17 protein-coding genes are annotated in these 17,518 nt (G+C 70.7%); 15 read left to right on the forward strand and 2 right to left on the reverse strand.

The annotated features are described in order from the left end of the window. The 5 genes from NOCJ54_RS27340 to NOCJ54_RS0120420 form a co-directional block, all read left to right on the forward strand. Window positions 1-258 (forward strand): IS256 family transposase (locus NOCJ54_RS27340; RefSeq protein WP_036517443.1); only part of this gene is annotated, 258 nt, incomplete at its 5' end. 507 nt (window positions 259-765) lie between these two features. Then, window positions 766-996 carry a helix-turn-helix transcriptional regulator gene (locus tag NOCJ54_RS0120405; protein ID WP_028656955.1) on the forward strand — a complete coding sequence of 77 codons (231 nt, stop codon included), beginning with the start codon at window positions 766-768 and terminating at the stop codon, window positions 994-996. A 70-nt stretch (window positions 997-1,066) separates the two neighbouring features. Beyond that, window positions 1,067-1,615 carry a DUF1819 family protein gene (locus NOCJ54_RS27345; protein ID WP_232221848.1) on the forward strand — a complete coding sequence of 183 codons (549 nt, stop codon included), beginning with the start codon at window positions 1,067-1,069 and terminating at the stop codon, window positions 1,613-1,615. Continuing rightward, on the forward strand, window positions 1,615-2,217 hold the full coding sequence (locus NOCJ54_RS0120415) for a DUF1788 domain-containing protein (protein ID WP_028656956.1): 603 nt from the start codon (window positions 1,615-1,617) through the stop codon (window positions 2,215-2,217). The genes NOCJ54_RS27345 and NOCJ54_RS0120415 overlap by 1 nt, the downstream gene beginning before the upstream one ends. 206 nt (window positions 2,218-2,423) lie before the next feature. Beyond that, the gene (locus NOCJ54_RS0120420; RefSeq protein WP_028656957.1) at window positions 2,424-3,290 is read left to right on the forward strand and encodes a DegV family protein; all 867 of its coding nucleotides are present in this window, start codon (window positions 2,424-2,426) and stop codon (window positions 3,288-3,290) included. 6 nt (window positions 3,291-3,296) lie between these two features. Here the strand turns inward: NOCJ54_RS0120420 and NOCJ54_RS0120425 are convergent, their stop codons facing one another. Beyond that, window positions 3,297-4,058: a crotonase/enoyl-CoA hydratase family protein gene (locus tag NOCJ54_RS0120425; protein ID WP_028656958.1), complete on the reverse strand. Its 762-nt coding sequence runs from the start codon at window positions 4,056-4,058 to the stop codon at window positions 3,297-3,299. 190 nt (window positions 4,059-4,248) lie between these two features. Here NOCJ54_RS0120425 and NOCJ54_RS0120430 point away from each other — a divergent pair, with 190 nt between their 5' ends. From NOCJ54_RS0120430 to NOCJ54_RS27350, 4 genes are read left to right on the forward strand one after another with little or no spacing between them, the layout of a single operon-like run. Beyond that, window positions 4,249-5,217: a thiamine pyrophosphate-dependent dehydrogenase E1 component subunit alpha gene (locus NOCJ54_RS0120430; RefSeq protein WP_028656959.1), complete on the forward strand. Its 969-nt coding sequence runs from the start codon at window positions 4,249-4,251 to the stop codon at window positions 5,215-5,217. Further along, the gene (locus NOCJ54_RS0120435; RefSeq protein ID WP_198020287.1) at window positions 5,214-6,242 is read left to right on the forward strand and encodes an alpha-ketoacid dehydrogenase subunit beta; all 1,029 of its coding nucleotides are present in this window, start codon (window positions 5,214-5,216) and stop codon (window positions 6,240-6,242) included. The genes NOCJ54_RS0120430 and NOCJ54_RS0120435 overlap by 4 nt, the downstream gene beginning before the upstream one ends. Before the next feature lie 8 nt (window positions 6,243-6,250). Next, entirely contained in the window at window positions 6,251-7,993 is a 1,743-nt protein-coding gene (gene sucB, locus NOCJ54_RS0120440) for a 2-oxoglutarate dehydrogenase, E2 component, dihydrolipoamide succinyltransferase (RefSeq protein WP_028656961.1), read from the forward strand. Next, on the forward strand, window positions 7,980-8,969 hold the full coding sequence (locus NOCJ54_RS27350) for an LLM class F420-dependent oxidoreductase (RefSeq protein ID WP_036519050.1): 990 nt from the start codon (window positions 7,980-7,982) through the stop codon (window positions 8,967-8,969). The genes sucB and NOCJ54_RS27350 overlap by 14 nt, the downstream gene beginning before the upstream one ends. Here the strand turns inward: NOCJ54_RS27350 and NOCJ54_RS27355 are convergent. Continuing rightward, window positions 8,942-9,592 carry a TetR/AcrR family transcriptional regulator gene (locus NOCJ54_RS27355; protein WP_198020288.1) on the reverse strand — a complete coding sequence of 217 codons (651 nt, stop codon included), beginning with the start codon at window positions 9,590-9,592 and terminating at the stop codon, window positions 8,942-8,944. The genes NOCJ54_RS27350 and NOCJ54_RS27355 overlap by 28 nt on opposite strands. A 311-nt stretch (window positions 9,593-9,903) precedes the next feature. On the opposite strand from NOCJ54_RS27355, the gene NOCJ54_RS0120455 reads away from it, so the two are divergent. From NOCJ54_RS0120455 to NOCJ54_RS0120480, 6 genes are all read left to right on the forward strand, one after another. Further along, window positions 9,904-10,479 carry a hypothetical protein gene (locus tag NOCJ54_RS0120455; RefSeq protein ID WP_028656962.1) on the forward strand — a complete coding sequence of 192 codons (576 nt, stop codon included), beginning with the start codon at window positions 9,904-9,906 and terminating at the stop codon, window positions 10,477-10,479. Between the two features lie 69 nt (window positions 10,480-10,548). Next, window positions 10,549-11,562, forward strand: coding sequence for a cyclase family protein (locus tag NOCJ54_RS0120460; protein ID WP_028656963.1), 1,014 nt, complete (start codon window positions 10,549-10,551; stop codon window positions 11,560-11,562). A 120-nt stretch (window positions 11,563-11,682) separates the two neighbouring features. Further along, complete coding sequence (locus tag NOCJ54_RS0120465; protein ID WP_028656964.1) at window positions 11,683-13,266, forward strand: acyl-CoA synthetase; 1,584 nt, start codon at window positions 11,683-11,685, stop codon at window positions 13,264-13,266. After that, a complete protein-coding gene (locus NOCJ54_RS27360) occupies window positions 13,263-14,837 on the forward strand; it encodes a class I adenylate-forming enzyme family protein (RefSeq protein WP_051486210.1) in 1,575 nt (524 codons plus the stop codon). Before NOCJ54_RS0120465 ends, NOCJ54_RS27360 begins: the two co-directional genes overlap by 4 nt. 55 nt (window positions 14,838-14,892) lie before the next feature. Next, window positions 14,893-15,933: a sugar ABC transporter substrate-binding protein gene (locus NOCJ54_RS28665; RefSeq protein ID WP_051486212.1), complete on the forward strand. Its 1,041-nt coding sequence runs from the start codon at window positions 14,893-14,895 to the stop codon at window positions 15,931-15,933. 33 nt (window positions 15,934-15,966) lie between these two features. Beyond that, window positions 15,967-17,514, forward strand: coding sequence for a sugar ABC transporter ATP-binding protein (locus tag NOCJ54_RS0120480; protein ID WP_028656965.1), 1,548 nt, complete (start codon window positions 15,967-15,969; stop codon window positions 17,512-17,514). Window positions 17,515-17,518: the final 4 nt, after the last annotated feature.

Genomic DNA, 17,518 nt, shown 5'->3' on the forward strand with positions numbered 1-17,518 from the left:
CCGCGCGAGCATTGGCGCAAGATCTGGTCGACCAATCCGCTCGAGCGGGTCAACAAGGAGATCAAGCGCCGCGCCCGGGTCGTGGGGATCTTCCCCAACGCCGCCGCCGTGATCCGACTCGTCGGCGCGGTGCTCATCGACATGCACGACGAATGGATCGCCGGCGACCGCCGCTACCTGTCCGAAGGCTCCATGGCCAAGCTCTACGAGACCAGCAATACTGATCCCGTCGCCGCCATCAAGAGCAGCGACGAGTAGGCACCGAGGATCACCTCAAAACCCACCACCCCACGGGGCTCTTTCTCTTCGGCGAGGCAGAGGCGGCGCTCGAGGGGGCCAAGTGAGGCAGCGACCGGCGCGGGTCTGAGATTCGAGTCGTGTCGCGCTTAGGCACCGAAAACGACAGCAAGAGTCGCCTTCTCGGGTCACATCCCAACAAGAGGTGCGGGACTAGTGTCGCCGTCGCGAACGGTGTTCGCGCAGGTCAGCGCTCGAATGCTCAAAGGGCAGCAAGGGCTGGGCCAACGACGCTCGCTCGCGCCGTATGCCCAGAGGTCGCAGGTTCAAATCCTGCCCCCGCTACAAAGTTTCAGGCTCGGAATCTACGGATTCCGAGCCTGAAAGCATTTAGAGATTTGATCCAGGTACCACTTACGGTCCGAAAACCCGGTCCAGGAACCTCCCCGGCGCCTCGGCAACGAAGGTGCTGCGGAGTCGAAGCGGTAGGTGCGGTCCGGTGCGGAGCCGGCCGCGTACCTAGCGTGCATGGAGACCACCACGACCACGCTGAGCGGACTCGAGCCGCTCATGAGCATCGAGGAACTCTCGGAGTACCTCCACGTGCCGGTCAGGACGCTGTACGACTGGCGCCTCGCCGGCAAGGGACCATGCGCCATCCACGTCGGTCGACAATTGCGCTACTTCGTCAGCGACGTGCACGACTGGCTCGCCAGCCAGCGGGAGCGGGAGCCCGGGCACGCGCCCGGAGGGGCGTGATGGCGCATGGCTAGGCCACGCACGCCCATCGGAACCTTCGGCGACATCTCGTTCATCAACGCGACCGGTGGTGCGTGAGGCCGCTCTCCTGGCGCCCGCCTACCTCGAGGAACGGGACTGGGAAAGGGCTCGGGACCGGGCCGTGGCAGTCAACCTCCTCCAGGCCCGCACGCACCGCACCGGCGTGCGTCTTGTCCGCGAAACGGTGAAGCGCCTCTCGGCTCTGACCGAGCAAGAGGTCGAGCTCCTCGGCGACCTGACCGCCACCGAGCGCGGCCACCTGATGTGGGTGGCGGCATGCCGCCGATACAGCCTCATCGCGGAGTTTGCCGAGGAGGTCCTTCGCGAGCGGTTCCTGCTGCTGGCTCCCACGCTCGCCTACGAGGACTTCGACGGGTTCGTCCGGAGCAAGGCACTTTGGCACGACGAGCTCGCAACCATCAAGGACTCAACCATGCAGAAGCTTCGATCCACGGTGTTCAAGATGCTCGTGGAGGCAGAGTTGCTGTCGGAATCAGGACACATCGTCCCTGCCGTCTTGTCCGAACGACTCCTCAGCCTGCTGAGCCTCCGCACGCCGAGTGACGTCCGCTTCTTCCCCACCCGGAGCGCAGCGTGATGAAGACGATCGACATCAACGCCCACGAAGCGCACCTGCTCGCAGTTCTGAGCAGCCAGCGGTTCTTGAGGATGGAGGGACTGAGCAACGAAGTCCCGTTCTTCATCTACCCCTTTCCACCCGAAGCCGCGCTCGCCGTCGCCCAGGCGAAGAAGCGGATCAAGACCAAGTTGTCGACCAAGCACGGTGTCACGGTGCGTGAGGTCAACCTTTACGACCTTTCGGTGGAGATCCTTAAGGGCCGCGGCGTGTGGGAGCGGGTACTTGCCTTCGAGCCCGACCACGACAAGGACGACCTGCGGGAGATGCTGCAGGCCATGCTCGACCCGCAACTCCACATCGCGCCCGCCCTCCGAGCGAAGGTGGAGGACGGCGCCTTCGACATCGTCTTCCTCACCGGCATCGGCGAGGTCTTTCCCTACATCCGATCCCACAACGTCCTCAACAACCTCCAGAGCGTCGTGACCGGAAAACCAATGCTCATGTTCTTTCCCGGCGACTACCGACAGTCAGACTCACTCGGGTCGAGTCTTGTCCTGTTCAACAAGTTGACCGACGACCAGTACTACCGAGCCAAGAACATCTTGGAACAGGAAGCGTGATCCGATGCTGTTGAACGAGATCTTCGCCAAGGACGTCCAGCGCCCCATCGAAGGCGTCATCAAGGCCGACGACGCGGCCCACCTGGGCACCGAGGTCGAGGAGTACGTCCTCACCAACGAGGCCGCCAAGGGACTCGAGCTCCTATTATCAGCCGGGTCCGGGCCCGTCCGTCCTGCAACCGCGGGAGCGCTCCAGGGCTCCGCGCATGCCGGTCGTCGTGGTCACCGACTCGACCGCCAGCCTCCCGCCGGAGGTGGCGGCCGAGCACGGGATCATCGTGGTCCCGCTGCAAGTCGTGATCGGTGCCGAGGTCCACGACGAGGGCTCGCCGGGCGCCACGCCCGAGCGGCTCGCCGAGGCGCTGCGGGCCTGGACGCCGGTCAGCACCTCGCGGCCCTCGCCCTCGGCGATGCTCGCGGTCTACGAGGAGGCGGCCCGCGAGGGCGCGACCGAGATCGTGTCGGTGCATCTCTCCGGCGACATGAGCGGCACCTTCGAGTCGGCCCAGCTGGCCGCCAAGGAGTCGCCGGTCCCGGTCGTGACTGTCGACAGCCGCCAGGTCGGCGTCGCGACCGGGTACGCCGCCCTGGCCGCCGCCGAGGTCGTCGCAGCGGGTGGGACCGCCGAGGAGGCCGCCGAGGCCGCCCGCGCCCGCGCCGCCGCCTCCAGCTCCCTGTTCTACGTCGACACCCTGGAGTACCTGCGCCGCGGCGGCCGGATCGGCGCCGCGGCCGCCCTGTTCGGCGGTGCCCTCGCGGTCAAGCCGCTGCTGCAGATCGCCGACGGCAAGGTCGCCTCCCTGGAACGGGTGCGCACCTCCGCGCGCGCCCTCGGCCGCCTCGAGGAGATCGCGGTCGCCGCCGCCGGCGAGGCCCAGGTCGACGTGTGGGTCGGCCACCTCGCCAACGCCGAGCGCGCGGCCCAGCTGGTCGAGCGGCTCCGCGGTCGCCTCGCGCCCAACCTCGCGGGCCCGGACGGCGACCGCGACATCTGGTGCGGAGAGCTCGGCGCCGTGCTCGGTGCCCACGTGGGGCCCGGCATGATCGCGGTCTGCGTGGCGCCGCGGCTCTGAGCTGCGTCAGCGGCCCCGCCAGCGGGGTGGCCGCTTCTCGGCGAACGCGGTCGCGCCCTCGGTGGCGTCGTACGACGCCATCACCTCGTCGACCCGCGCGGACTGCTCCTCCCACCATCCGCCGCCCGACCAGCCGGACGTCCGGGTCATGATCCACTTGCTGGTGCGTAGCGCCAGGGGCGCGTTCTCGGCGATGGTCGTCGCCAGCTCCAGCGCCGTCTCGAAAGCCTGCCCCGGTTCGACGAGGCGGTTGACCAGCCCCCACCGGTGCGCCTGGTCGGCGGGCAGCGGTGCGCCGGTGAGCGCGAGCTCCATGGCGACGGGGTGGGGGAGCGCGAGAGGGAGACGAGAGAGGCCGCCGGCCGCCGCGACCAGCCCTCGCTTGACCTCGGGGATGCCGAACCGGGCATCCCGAGCCGCGACGAGGAGGTCGCAGGCGAGAGCCATCTCGCAGCCGCCGGCCAGGGCCCAGCCCTCGACCGCGGCGATGATGGGCTTCTCCGGCGGCCGCTCGGTGATTCCGCCGAAGCCCCGGTGCGTCACGACCCGCTCCCCCCGGGCGAAGGCCTTCAGGTCCATGCCCGAGCAGAAGGTGCCGCCGGCTCCGGTGAGCACGGCGATCCTCAGGTCGTCGTCCGCGTCGAGCTCGTCCAGGGCGCTGGCCACGGCCGAGGCCAGCGCCTGGTCGATGGCGTTGCGGACGTGCGGCCGGTTCAGGCGCAGGACCAGCACGGTCCCGCGGCGCTCGACGTCGAGTCCGGTCCCCATCGCCTCCGCCTTTCGACTCGCCGGTCGGTTGAACGTAGCAGACCGGTCCCAGCAAACGGCCTGGTCGCTGCGCTCAGATGCCGTCGGACCCGAATGCACGGCTGAAACGCTAGGCAACCGGCACAGGAATGTGGCAGCCTTCACTCGTCGATCGAACCGACCCGCGGGTCGGGTCACAGAGAGGTAGGCCGTGACTGCAACGCACGCCCCCGAGGGACGGACCAGCCAGGACGAGCTGATGGAGATCTACCGGAAGGTGGTGACGGTGCGGTTCGCGGAGCTGCGGATCCGCGACCACGTCGAGACCGAGGGGTTCGGCGGGTTCTGGCATCCCGGCATCGGTCAGGAGGGCCTGCAGGTCGGCGCGATCGCCGCCATGCGCCCGGAGGACTACCTCTACTACGCCCACCGCGGGCTGGGCTACGCCTACGCCAAGGGCATGGACATGGTCCCGCTCTTCGGCGACCTGCTCGGCCGCGCGGTGGGGAGCACCCGCGGCAAGGGTGGCGGCACGGTCCACTTCGCCAGCGCCGAGCATGGCGTCCTCGGGCAGGGCGGCACGCTCGGCTCGAACTTCGTGCTGGGCGCCGGGACGGCGCTCGCCTCGCAGCTGCGCGGTGACGGTCGGGTCACCGTGGTCTTCTTCGGCGATGGAGCCTCCGGTCGCGGTACCTGGCACGAGGCCGCACTCCAGGCCTCGGTCTGGAAGCTCCCGGTCGTGTGGGTCTGCGAGAACAACGGCTGGGCGCTCTCCGCCCGCTTCGAGGACCAGAGCCCGACGCCGCACGTGGCCGACCGGGCCTCGGCGTACGGCATGCCCGGGGTCATCGTCGATGGTCAGGACGCGCTCGCCGTGCGCGATGCGACCGCCGACGCGATCGAGCGGGCCCGCCGCGGCGAAGGCCCGACGCTGATCGAGGCCAAGACGCTGCGCATCCGCGGGCACTACGAGGGAGACCGCCAGCCCTACCGGGAGGACCAGGTCAAGGACGACGAGATCCCCAACGACCCGGTGCACCGGCTCGGGGCGCTGATCCCCGACGAGCAGCGCCGCACGATCGATGGCGACGCCCGCCGCTATGTGGAGGAGGCGTTCGCCGCGGCCCTGGCCGCACCCCGACCCGATACCAGCGTGATCTACGAGGACGTGTGGGCATGACGACGATGCAGCAGCCGGCGAGCGTGACCGGTGCCGTGGACAGCGAGCGGATCACCGGCTACGCCCGGGCCATCAACGAGGCGCTGGCCGAGGAACTGCGCCGCGACGAGCGGGTGTTCCTGATGGGCCAGGACATCGGCCGGCTCGGCGGCGTCTTCGGCCTCACCAAGGGTCTGCTCGAGGAGTTCGGTACGGAGCGGGTCCGCGACACCGCGATCAACGAGACGTTCATCGTCGGCGGCGCCGCCGGGGCCGCTCTGGGCGGCATGGTGCCGGTCGTCGAGCTGCAGTTCGCCGACTTCCTCTTCACCGCCGCGGACGAGATCTTCCACAAGCTGGCGAAGTGGCGCTACATGCACGGCGGCCAGTTCACCCTGCCGGTGGTGGTCCGTCTTCCCAGCGGGGTCGTCGGCGGGGCCGGCGCCGAGCACTCCCAGAGCCTCGAGACCATCGCCATGCACGTGCCTGGCCTCAAGGTCGCGGTGCCCGCGACGCCGGCCGACGCGAAGGGCCTGCTGAAGTCCGCCGTCCGCGACCCTGACCCGGTGCTGTTCTTCGAGCACAAGGGGCTCTACCGCGTGAAGGGCCCGGTGCCGGAGTCCCCGGACTTCGTGGTCCCCTTCGGATCCGCGCGGGTCGCCCGACCGGGACAGGACCTCACGATCGTGGCGACCGGGCTGATGGTCGGCCGCGCCGTCGAGGCCGCGGAGCGGCTCGCGGCGGAGGGCATCGACGTCGAGGTGATCGACCCGCGCACGCTGGTGCCGCTCGACATCGAGAGCATCGTCGCTTCCGTCGAGAAGACCCACCGGCTGATGGTCGTCCACGAGGCGGCCCGCACCGCGGGCTTCGGCGCCGAGATCGCCGCCCAGGTTCAGGAGCGGGCCTTCTTCGCCCTGGATGCGCCCGTGTGGCGGGTCGGAGGCAGCGATATCCCGCTACCGCAGGACCCGACCCTGGAGCAGGCCGCCATCCCGTCGGCCGACGACATCGTCACCGCGGCGCACGCGCTCGCGGCGGTCTAGGGGGCGTTGTGGCGGACGTGATGATGCCCCGCCTCGGGGTGTCGGTGACCGAGGGCACCGTGTCGACCTGGCTGAAGGAGATCGGCGACGAGGTCGCGGTGGGGGAGGCGATCTGCGAGGTGTCGACCGACAAGGTGGACACCGAGATCGAGAGCACCGTCGCCGGGATCGTGGCCGAGCAGCGCTACGCCGAGGGCGAGGTGGTTGCCGTCGGCGAGGTCCTCGCCGTCGTGACCACGGACGAGGACGCTGCCCCGCCAGCGGTCCCCACGCCCGAGCCGGCACCGGTGTCGACCCCGGTGTCGACCCCTGCGCCTGAGCCGGCTTCCGAGGCGGCGCCGGCCGCCGACGCCGGTGACGCGGGCCGGGTGCTCATGCCGCGCCTCGGGGTGTCGGTGACCGAGGGCACCGTGTCGACCTGGCTGAAGGAGATCGGCGACGAGGTCGCGGTGGGGGAGGCGATCTGCGAGGTGTCGACCGACAAGGTGGACACCGAGATCGAGAGCACCGTCGCCGGCGTCCTCGCGCAGCAGCTCCACGCCGAGGGCGAGGTCGTTCTCGTCGGCGAGCCGCTCGCGCTCGTGACCCCTACGGGAGCCGTCGGTGCCGCTCCCGCGGCGGCGCCACCCGGCACCGAGCGGGTCACCGCGGACCCGCAGGCGAACGCGACGGCTCCGGCGCCCGCCGCGCCCGCGGCGCCCGCCGCCGTGCCGGGGGAGCCGGCGGTCGTCGGCTCCGGACCCTTCGACCACGAGGCGGCCATCGCTCGCGTGCTGGCGGGAGCGACCCGGAGCGGGCGTCCGGCCGCCTCGCCGGCGGCCCGCCGCCTGGCGACCGAGCTGGGTGTCGACGTCGCGCAGGTCACCGGCACGGGCGGCGGGGGGCACATCACCCGCGCCGACGTGCAGCGCCGGGCCAGCGACTGGCCCGAGTCGCCGCAGCCGCCGGTCGCGGCGCCCGCCGCGGTACGGACGGCGCCGGTCCGGCCGGTTCCCGAGCCGGCGTCGACCGAGGCGATCTTCCCGCCCGGCTACGAGGACGTCCCGTTCGAAGCGGTCCCGACCAGCCGCATCCGCCGGGTCACGGCAGAGCACATGGTGCGCTCGCGTCGTACCGCCGCCCACATGACCACCGAGGTCGACGTCGACCTCGGCCGGCTGAGCGAGGTCCGGGCTACGCTGAACGCCCAGCGCCAGCAGTCCGGGCAGGCCAAGCTGTCCTTCCTGCCGTTCATCGCCCGCGCCGCCTGCGCGGCCCTGCTCGACCACCCTGACCTGAACGCGACGTTCGAGACCGAGCGGCTGCTGCGCTGGCGCGAGGTCAACCTCGGCATCGCCGTCGACACCCCGCGCGGGCTGATGGTGCCCGTGGTCCGCGGCGCCGAGCGGCTCACGGTGGAGTCACTGGGCCGAGCGATCGTCGACGTCGCCGCGCGGGTGCGCGACGGCAAGGCTGATCCCGATGACTTCCGGGCCGGCACGTTCACGATCAGCAACCCGGGCTCCGTGGGCGCCGTCTCGGCGCCGGCGATCATCAACCAGCCCCAGGTGGGCATCCTGGGCATGCCGACGATCGTGCGGCGACCGTGGGTCGTGCGCCTGGCCGACGGGCAGGAGACGATCGCGATCCGCCCGATCATCCGGCTGGCGCTGACCTTCGACCACCGGGCTGTCGACGGCGCGGACGCGACGCGGTGCCTGGTCGCCGTCCGGGAGCGGTTGGAGGCCTGGGGCGTCGATGACTACCGCTGAGCGGAGCCTCGGCGTCACCCTGCCGTTCGACGGCCTGCCGCTGGCGGCGCACCGGCCACTGCTGCGCACGCTCGTCGAGGCGGGGTACGACGAGGTGTGGACCGGCGAGGTGAACGGCCTCGACGGGTTCGGACCGCTGGCGCTCTTCCGCGGCTGGGAGGACAGCATCACGGTCTCCTGCGCCGCGGCGAGCGTCTTCACCCGCGGGCCCGGAGTGCTGGCGATGACCGCGGCGACGCTCGCCGAGGCGGCACCCGGACGCTGCCGCTTCGGCCTCGGTGCCGGATCGCCGGTGCTCGCCGAGACGTGGAACGGCGTGCCGTTCGAGCGGCCCTACCGGCGCACAGTGGAGACGTTCCGCTTCGTGCGCGCAGCGCTGGCGGGGGAGCGGGTCGGCGACGGCTTCCGGCTCGCACGTCCGGTCGATGTCCCACCCCGGCTGCTCCTGGGGGTCGCCGGACCCCGGATGCAGGACTTCGCGGCGGCCGAGGCCGACACGATGGCGTTGAACTTCCTCTCGCCCGCCGACGTCGCCCGGATCCGGGAGCGCTGTGCGCGCGTGGACCGTGTGGTGCCCGGTGCGCTCGAGACGGCGGTCCGGGTGTTCCTGCTGCCCCGGGACGACCCCGGGGCCGAGCAGGCGGCGCGCCGGTTCCTCGCCGGCTACCTGACGGTCCCGACCTACGCCGCGTTCCAGCGCTGGCTCGGGCGGGAGGAGCTCCTGGCGCCCATGCAGGAGGCCTGGCAGGCGGGGGACCGCCGCGGCGCGATGGCGGCGATCCCGGAGCGGGTGCTGCACGACCTCGTCGTCTTCGGCAAGCCGGACGACTGCGCGGCCTCGATCGGCCACTACCTCGAGGCCGGGGCGGACGTGGTCACCCTCGCGCTGGTGCCGGACCCGGACGCCGCAGCGCCCGAGGCCCGAGTCGAGTTCCTGGCCGCGCTGGCTCAGGCCTCCGGCGTCGCGCGGTCGTAGGGCACGCTGCCGAGCTGGTCGGTGCCGAGTCCGTAGACCAGGTAGTTCCAGAACTGGTAGGCGATCTCGCGCGAGCGGAGTGGTCCGCCGGAGCGGTACCACTGGTACGCCCAGTTGCACATTCCGAAGGTCGCGAGCGTCGCCAGGTGGCGGTCGGTCTCGCGGAAGACGCCGAGCTCGATGCCCTCGCCGATCAGCCCCTCCACGATCTGCTCGTAGCTGTCCCGCTTCACCCGGATCGGACCGCGGGCGTCGGCGGGCAGCTCGCGGTGGTGCTCGAAGAACACCCGCACGTGGCCACGGTGGGTCTCCATGAGCTCGAGGATGTCGGCCATCGCCTCCAGGAGCAGCTGCTCGGGGCGCAGGCCGGTTCCGCTGCGCGCCTCGTGACGGCTGATCAACAGGTCGATGAACTCCTCGTGGATCGCGTGGAGGATGTCGTCCTTGCTCGGAAAGTAGTGGTACAGCGTCGGCTTCGCGACGCCGACGGCGCGCGCGATGTCGTCCATGGTCGTGCTGGAGTAGCCGCTCTCGTCGAACAGCCCGGCGGCCACGGAGATGATCTGCTGGCGCCTCTCGGCGGGGGACATGCGGCGACGAGCCGCCCGCTCAGCTGTCTTCACCCAAGGATCCCTTCGTCTGTGCTGCCGCAGCGTACGCGAAGGAGACGCGCCGCTGTCCAGCGCGATTTCGTTTTGCGCTACCGACTATTCGGTCGGTTCGGAAGCGACTTCAGCCTAACCCGCCATCGGCTCGCGCGGGCACATGTCCGAGCTCGGGCGAATGATTCTGGGCCTCGAAGACCTCCATTGCGCGGCGAGATTGGAAAATGTGTGAACGGAGTCACGCGAAGCGCTTGACAGTGTGACCGCGGTTACGTGTACGCTCTGCTCATCAACCGACCGACGAGTCGGTCGGAACGAGAGGGCAGCAGATGCGAAACCGACCGGACACGTCGCTCGGCGCCCGCCGTACGACGGACGGCGCGGTGCTGGTCGACCTCGCCTGCGGCTCGTGCGGAGCGTGCGCCGACGGCGCGACTCTGTGGTGCCGCCGGCCCCTGACGGAGGGTCGCGACCTCACGCCGGTCTTGCCGGTCGGTCGGGTCGGCGAGGCGATCGACGCCCTTCTGGGTGTCGCGGCGCTCGCCGAAGCCCCGGCCGACGCCGCGGTGCTGCTGCTCACGACGCCGGGCGGCCCGCTGGCCGTCCTGGCCGCGACGGTGGTGGCCGGCCGCCTGGTCGTCACCACCGACCCGGACGAGGCGCGTGCCGAGCTGGCGGGCGAGCCCACTGGGCGCGCCGGTGTGGTCGTGGCAGGTGCCGACGCTCGCACGGCGGTCCGGATGGTCCGACGCGGCGGTCACGTGGTCGTGGCCGGCGCGGACCTTCCGCTGCCGAGCGTCACCGAGCTGGTCCAGCGCGAGGTCACGCTCCTGGCGCCGCGCGAGGTCGCCGGCACGGCCACCCGGATCGAACCCCGCATGTGGGCGGCCTTCGCGGTCGCCTGACACCCGAACACCCGACGACGCAGCGAGACGACGCTGCAAGACGACGCAGGACTACGAGGAGGAAGTGCAATGGGACGTACCGCAGACGGTGAGTGGTCGGAGGAGTGGACGCCGCCGGTGTTCTCGGTGGACGCCAACGGCAAGGTCATCGGCTACGTCAACGACCGCACCCCGAACAACTGGGGCCGCTGGGGCGACCTCGATGAGAAGGGCACCGCCAACCTCCTCACGCCGGAGCGGGTGGCCGCTGCGTCCCGCCTGATCGAGACCGGCAAGGTCGTCAGCTGTGCGATCCCGCTCGACAGCAACGGCCCGGTGCACCCGACCCGGACCGGCGTCGTGCACCTCTACGGCTACACGGGCTCCGACTTCGTCGCGGGCACCAAGGCCGGCGACGACTACCGCGGCTTCCAGGGCACCGACGACTACATCTTCATGCCGCTGCAGGGCAGCACGCAGTGGGACGGCCTGTCCCACTTCTTCTACAAGGACACGATGTACAACGGCTTCTGGATCGGCAACGTCGAGTCCTACGCCGGCGCGCGTCGCGGCTCGATCCACCAGATGAAGGAGACGCTGGTCGGCCGCGGCGTTCTCCTCGACCTGCCGAAGTTCAAGGGCGTCGACCGGCTCCAGCCGCAGTACGGCATCACGCCCGACGACCTGGACCAGTGCGCCGAGGCGCAGGGCGTCGAGGTCGGCCAGGGCGACATGCTGGTGATCCGGACCGGCCACGTCCCGTGGTACTACCAGCTCGAGGACAAGATGGAGTACTGGAAGGTCGGTGCTCCGGGCATCACGCGCGCGGTGGTCGACTGGCTCGCGGAGAAGGACGTCGCGGCCCTGGCCGTCGACAACATCGCTGTCGAGGTCGAGCCGTTCGAGGAGCCGTACGACCACGTCTACCCGCTGCACGCGCGACTGATCCGCGACCTCGGCCTGACCCTGGGCGAGGTCTGGTGGCTGGAGGACCTGGCGGCGACCTGCGACGAGCTGAACCGCTACGAGTTCTTCCTCTCCGCGCCGCCGCTGAACGTCACCAACGCGTCGGGATCGCCGGCCAACCCGGTCGCGATCTTCTGACCAAGCCCTGAACGCCGGGTGCCGGCCGTGCTCCCCACGGCCGGCACCTGGGCCCCGTCCCTCTCCAGCGGCACCGCCACGGGTGGTGCCGCCGGTCACCCACGTCTTCGCGAGGTAGCAATGGACACCACCACGCAGGAGCGCGAGCTCGCCCGCAGCCGCCGACTCGTGCTCGGCGAGATCCTGGCGCGCAACGCCCGGCGGGCGCCGGACCGCACGGCGCTCATCTTCGAGGACTCCTCCCGGACCTTCGCCGAGCTCGACGAGCGGACGAATCGCCTCGCGAACGCCCTGGCGGACCGCGGCGTCGGGCACGGCGACAAGGTCGCGGTGCTGATGTACAACCGGCTCGAGGTCGTCGAGTCGTTCTTCGCCTGCCAGAAGCTCGGGGCGTGCCCGGTCCCGGTGAACTTCCGCCTGGCCCCGTCCGAACTGGCCTACATCCTCGCCGACTCCGACGCGGTCGCGGTCCTCACCGACGGTGAGCTGACCGCGCTGGCCCTGGAGTCCACGGCCGACCTCGGCCCCGTCCGCTTCGTCGCGACGACCGGGGCGCCGCAGGGGCGCGCGGAGTCGTACGAGGAGCTGGTCGCCGCCGGCTCGCCCGCGGCGCCGCAGGCCGAGGTGGACGAGGACGACCTCGCGTTCCTCATGTACACCTCCGGCACCACCGGCCGCCCCAAGGGCGCGATGCTGACCCACCAGAACCTGGTGTGCAACACGATCAACTGGGTGCTGGAGATGGAAGCGCGCGCCGGCGACGTCTGGCTCTCCGGCCTGCCGTTGTTCCACATCGGCGGCGTCAACGGGCTGCTGCCCTTCATCTACGTGGCCGGCACCTGCATCATCACCCCCTCGACCGGCTTCGACCCCGAGGAGTCGCTGGGGCTCCTGGAGCGCTACCAGCCGGACATGTGCTACTTCGTCCCGACCCAGTGGCAGCAGATCTGCGAGCTGCCCCGGGCCACGGAGATCGACACGACCAGGCTCCGACGCGCTCTGTGGGGTGCCTCCCAGGCGCCCCCGAGCACGCTCGAGCTGCTGGTGCGGACGTTCCCGAACGTCGGCATCGTCAACGCGTTCGGACAGACCGAGATGTCGTCGAACACGTGCTTCCTCAAGGGCGAGGACGCCGTGCGCAAGATGGGCTCGGTCGGCCTGCCGGCCGTGAACGTCGAGGTCCGCATCGTCGACGAGGAGGGCGCCGACGTCCCGATCGGTGAGGTGGGCGAGATCGTCTACCGCGGCCCGACCGTGATGAAGGGCTACTACAAGCTTCCCGACGCGACCGCCGACGCGTTCCGGGGTGGCTGGTTCCACAGCGGCGATCTGGTGCGCCAGGACGACGAGGGCTTCATCTACGTCGTCGACCGGGTCAAGGACATGATCATCAGCGGCGGCGAGAACATCTATCCGGCCGAGGTCGAGCGGGCCGTGGAGCGGCACCCCGCGGTCCGTGAGGTCGCCGTCGTCGGCGTCTCCCACCCGCGCTGGGTCGAGACCCCGGTCGCGGTCGTCGTCGCCGACGGCGAGGAGCGTCCGGAGACGCAGGAGATCCTCGACTTCCTGAAGACCGACCTCGCGTCGTACAAGAAGCCGTCGGCCGTCGTGTTCGTCGACGAGCTCCCCCGCAACGCGAGCGGCAAGATCCTCAAGCGCAACCTGCGCGACGAGTTCGGTGACCTCTTCTCGGAGCAGGGATGAGCTCCCCGATCGCCACCCGCGTCGACGAGCGCGGCGTGCGCTCGTACGACGTCCCGCTGCCGCGCGACCTGGTGGTCGCGCTGCGGGAGACGGTGGCGTCGCGCGGGTCCCACCCGGCGTACCTGACCACCGCCGGCCCCACCACCTGGGTGGAGATCGGCGCCGAGGCCGAGTCCCTCGCCCGTCGTCTGGTCGGCGACGGCACCCGCCCGGGCGACCGCGTCGCGGTGCTCGCGGGCAACGGGGTTCCGTTCACCACGGCTGTGCTGGCCACCTGGATCTCGGGCGCCGTGGCGGTTCCGCTGAACCACCGGCTGACCGCCGACGACCTGGCCGGCCTGCTCGTCGACTGCACCCCGCGCGCCCTGCTGGTCGACGGGGCACGGACCGAGCTGGCAGCGGCGGCCGTCGCCCGGCTGGACGACACCGCACCGACGGTGGTCGTCGCCGACGGCGACGGGCGGTTCCTGGGCGGTGCCCCGGAAGGGGAGATCCCGCCGGCGACGCCGGGTCCGGACGCGCCGGCGGCGATCATGTACACCTCCGGCACGACCGGTCGGCCCAAGGGCGTCGTGATCAGCCACGGCAACGCCCTCCAGAACAGCGTCACCTGCACCACGGTCATCGGGCGCCGCCCGGAGGACGTGGAGCTGGTGATGGTCCCGCAGTTCAACATCACCGGGCTCTGCTCGCAGACGGTCCCGGCGATGGTGCTGGGGATGACCGCGGTGCTCCTCGACGGCTTCGACGCCGACAAGGCCCTCGACACGATCGGGCGCCACGGCGTCACCTCCACGGTCGGCGCCCCCACCATGTGGTGGCGCCTGCTGGAGGCGGCCGAGACGGCCGCTCGAGGCGAGCTCAGCGGCCTGCGCCTCGCGCTCTTCGGCGGTGCGCCCATGCCGACCGCGCTCCTCGCGCGGATGCAGGCGGCCATGCCCGGGGCGACCTTCGGCAACGGCTACGGGATGACCGAGACCTGCTCGATGATCATGTACGTCGGCGGCGATGACGCCGTGGCCCGGCCGCACACGGTCGGCCGTCCGCTCCCGCTGACCGAGCTGCGCCTCATCTCGCCCGAGACCGGCGCCGAGATCGAGCCGGGTGGGATCGGTGAGATCCAGGTCCGCGGCGGCCAGGTGGCGATCGGCTACTGGACGGCCGACGGCATCACGCCGCTGACCGACGCTGACGGCTGGATCGCCACCGGGGACGCGGCACAGCTCGACGACGACGGCTTCGTGGTCCTGCGGGACCGGCTGAAGGACGTCATCAAGCGTGGGGGTGAGTCCGTCTTCAGCTTCGAGGTCGAGAACTGCCTCCATCAGCACTCGGGGGTCCTGGACGCCGCAGTCGTCGGCGTCCCGGACGAGCAGTACGGCGAGCGCGTAGTCGCCTACGTGGTCGCCAAGCCGGGGCACGACCTCACATCCGACGAGGTCCGTGCCTTCTGCCGAGAACACCTCGCGCACTTCAAGGTCCCGAGTGCGGTCGAGGTGCGGGACGAGCTACCGCGCAATCCCGGCGGCAAGGTGATGAAGGCCCTGCTGCGCACCGGTTCCGGCGCCTGAACACCGCTCCACCCACCACCTCATCTCGAAAACCATGCTTGTGAAGGAGCACGGAATGAAGCGCAACATCCGCGTGATGGCGACGGGTCTCGTCGCTGTGCTGGCCCTGGCCGGCTGCTCGATGGACAGCGACAGCGAGCCCAAGAGCAAGGGCTCGAAGAATGACACGACCACGGGCGCCGCGGCGGGCGGCCCGGTCGAGGACCTCACGGTCGGCTTCGTCGCTGTGAACCTCAACTCGCCGAGCATCAACGGCATCAAGGACCAGTTCGTCGAGGCCGCCGAGGCCAAGGGCTGGGAGGTCGAGGTCTTCGACGGCCAGGGCGACCAGGCCGCGACCAACAACGCGGCGAGCGACTTCATCAGCCGAGGCGTCGACGTCATCGTCAACAACTCCTCGCCCAACGCGCAGATGACGGGTGTGATGAAGGAGGCCAAGGCGGCCGGGATCCCGTTCGTCTCGATCTACGGCGGCTTCGTCGAGGGAGTGGACGCCGAGATCGGCACCAACGAGTTCATCAACAGCGCGCTGATGACCGCTGAGATGGTCAACCGTCTCGAGGGCAAGGGTCGGGTCGTCAAGCTCAACTGGACCGTCCTGCAGGCGCTGCGCGACCGTGACGCCGGCTTCAAGGCCGTGGTCAGCGAGAACCCGGGCATCGAGGTCGTCCGCGAGATCGAGGTCAAGGTCCCCGGTCAGGTCGAGGACTCGTACGACCAGCTCACCAACATCCTGCAGGCCGACAAGAACATCGACGCGATCTGGCTCGGTTGGGACGAGCTCGCCCCGTCGGCGGTCCGGGCGATCAAGGAGGCCGGGCTGGAGGACAAGGTCTTCGCGGTCGGCTTCGACGGCAACTCCTTCGCCTGGGACCTGATCCGCGAGGGCTCGCCGTACAAGATGGAGCCGGCGAACCCCTTCCCGCTCATGGGCGGCAAGGCCATCGAGACCATCGAGACGATCGTCGGCGGCGGCACGCTGCCGAGCAAGGTCGTCTACATGAAGCCCTGCCTGGTCAACGAGCAGACGGTCCCCGCTGAGGGCGAGGAGCCCGACTGGGAGAACTGCGCCTTCTTCCCCGGCGACATCAGCTGACCGGCATCCACCTCGAAGCGACAGGCACCTGACGTGACGAACCAGAACGAGCCGGGGCGGGAGACCTCCCGCCCCGGCCCGCTCCTCCGGGTCCGCGACGCGGTCAAGGACTACCCGGGGACGCGGGCACTCGACCATCTCGACTTCTCGCTCGACGCCGGCGAGGTGCACGCGCTCCTCGGCGAGAACGGCGCGGGCAAGTCCACGCTGATCAAGGCGCTCGCCGGAGCGCTCCAGCTCACCTCCGGCTCCATCGAGGTCGACGGCACCGCGGTCGACGTACGCAATCCGCAACGGGCGCAGGCCCTCGGCATCTCGGTGGTGCACCAGCACGGCAACCTGGTCCCGGAGCTGTCGGTGACGGAGAACGTCCTGATGGTCGAGGGCCTGGACCGCCGGGCCGGCATCCTGGTCGGGTGGCGCGGCGCGCACCAGCGCACCCGCGAGCTGCTCGACCGCGTCGGCCTGCCGCACCTCGACCCCCGCACCGAGGTCGCCGACCTCGGAGCGCACGAGCAGGCGATGGTCGCGGTGGCGAAGGCGCTGGCCAGCAACGCCCGGGTGATCATCCTGGACGAGCCGACGACGTCGTTGCAGCCGGCCGAGGTCGACACGCTCTTCGCCCAGATGCGTCGGCTCGCCGCCGAGGGCATCGGCTTCGTGTTCGTGACCCACCGTCTCAACGAGGTCTTCAAGGTGTGCGACCGCATCACCGTCATGCGTGACGGCGGACTGGTCGGCACCTGGTTGGCCGCGGACCTCGACCACGACTCACTGGTCGACCAGCTGGTGGGCGCCGAGCGGGCGATCGCCCATGAGGCGTTCACCGCGACCGCGCCCCCCGGCGACGTCGTCCTCGACGTCCGCGGACTTCGCGGCGACGTGCTGCGCGGGCTCGACCTGCAGGCTCGGGCGGGCGAGGTCGTCGGCATCGCCAGCCTCCCGGGCGAGGGCGCCGGCGAGGTCGTCGAGTCGCTCTACGGCCTCCGCCGGGCGGAGGGCGAGGTGACCATCGACGGTCGCCGTGCCCGCGTCCGCAACCCGCAGCAGGCCGTGGCTGCCGGCATGGCGCTGGTCCCGCGGGACCGGCTCGGCCAAGGCCTGGTCAGCGAGCTCTCGATCCGGGAGAACGCCACGCTCGCGACCACCCGGTCGTACACCACCGACCCCGTGCTTCGGCTGATGCGCAAGGGCCGCGAGCGCAGCGAGGTCGCCGAGGTGATGGCGCAGCTGAGCCTGAAGAGCGGTGGCCTCGAGAGTGAGGTCCGGACGCTCTCGGGTGGCAACCAGCAGAAGGTCGTCATCGGACGTTGGCTGCTCAGCGACGCGCGCGTGCTCCTGCTCGACTCGCCCACCGCCGCGGTGGACGTCCACACCAAGGCCGAGATCTACGCCCTGGCCCGCAGCCTCGCCGACAACGGCGCCGCGGTCATCTTCACCTCCACCGAGCTCGAGGAGTTCGTCCGGGTCTGCGACCGGGTGCTCGTGCTGCACGACGGCGGGGTGGTCGGCGAGCTCGCCGGCGAGGAGATCACCGTCAACTCCATCATGCGTCTGTCCTTCGGGAGGAAGAGTGTCTAGCTCT

It is taken from the genome of Nocardioides sp. J54, assembly GCF_000519005.1.
Classification (GTDB): domain Bacteria; phylum Actinomycetota; class Actinomycetes; order Propionibacteriales; family Nocardioidaceae; genus Nocardioides.

What these genes read in the sequence shown, in the direction of transcription:
- NOCJ54_RS0120405 (WP_028656955.1), top strand. Translation starts at nt 766, where the DNA reads ATGGAGACCACCACGACCACGCTGAGCGGACTCGAGCCGCTCATGAGC.
- NOCJ54_RS0120415 (WP_028656956.1), top strand. Translation starts at nt 1,615, where the DNA reads ATGAAGACGATCGACATCAACGCCCACGAAGCGCACCTGCTCGCAGTT.
- NOCJ54_RS0120420 (WP_028656957.1), top strand. Translation starts at nt 2,424, where the DNA reads ATGCCGGTCGTCGTGGTCACCGACTCGACCGCCAGCCTCCCGCCGGAG.
- NOCJ54_RS0120425 (WP_028656958.1), bottom strand. Translation starts at nt 4,058, where the DNA reads ATGGGGACCGGACTCGACGTCGAGCGCCGCGGGACCGTGCTGGTCCTG.
- NOCJ54_RS0120435 (WP_198020287.1), top strand. Translation starts at nt 5,214, where the DNA reads ATGACGACGATGCAGCAGCCGGCGAGCGTGACCGGTGCCGTGGACAGC.
- NOCJ54_RS27350 (WP_036519050.1), top strand. Translation starts at nt 7,980, where the DNA reads ATGACTACCGCTGAGCGGAGCCTCGGCGTCACCCTGCCGTTCGACGGC.
- NOCJ54_RS0120455 (WP_028656962.1), top strand. Translation starts at nt 9,904, where the DNA reads ATGCGAAACCGACCGGACACGTCGCTCGGCGCCCGCCGTACGACGGAC.
- NOCJ54_RS0120460 (WP_028656963.1), top strand. Translation starts at nt 10,549, where the DNA reads ATGGGACGTACCGCAGACGGTGAGTGGTCGGAGGAGTGGACGCCGCCG.
- NOCJ54_RS0120465 (WP_028656964.1), top strand. Translation starts at nt 11,683, where the DNA reads ATGGACACCACCACGCAGGAGCGCGAGCTCGCCCGCAGCCGCCGACTC.
- NOCJ54_RS27360 (WP_051486210.1), top strand. Translation starts at nt 13,263, where the DNA reads ATGAGCTCCCCGATCGCCACCCGCGTCGACGAGCGCGGCGTGCGCTCG.
- NOCJ54_RS28665 (WP_051486212.1), top strand. Translation starts at nt 14,893, where the DNA reads ATGAAGCGCAACATCCGCGTGATGGCGACGGGTCTCGTCGCTGTGCTG.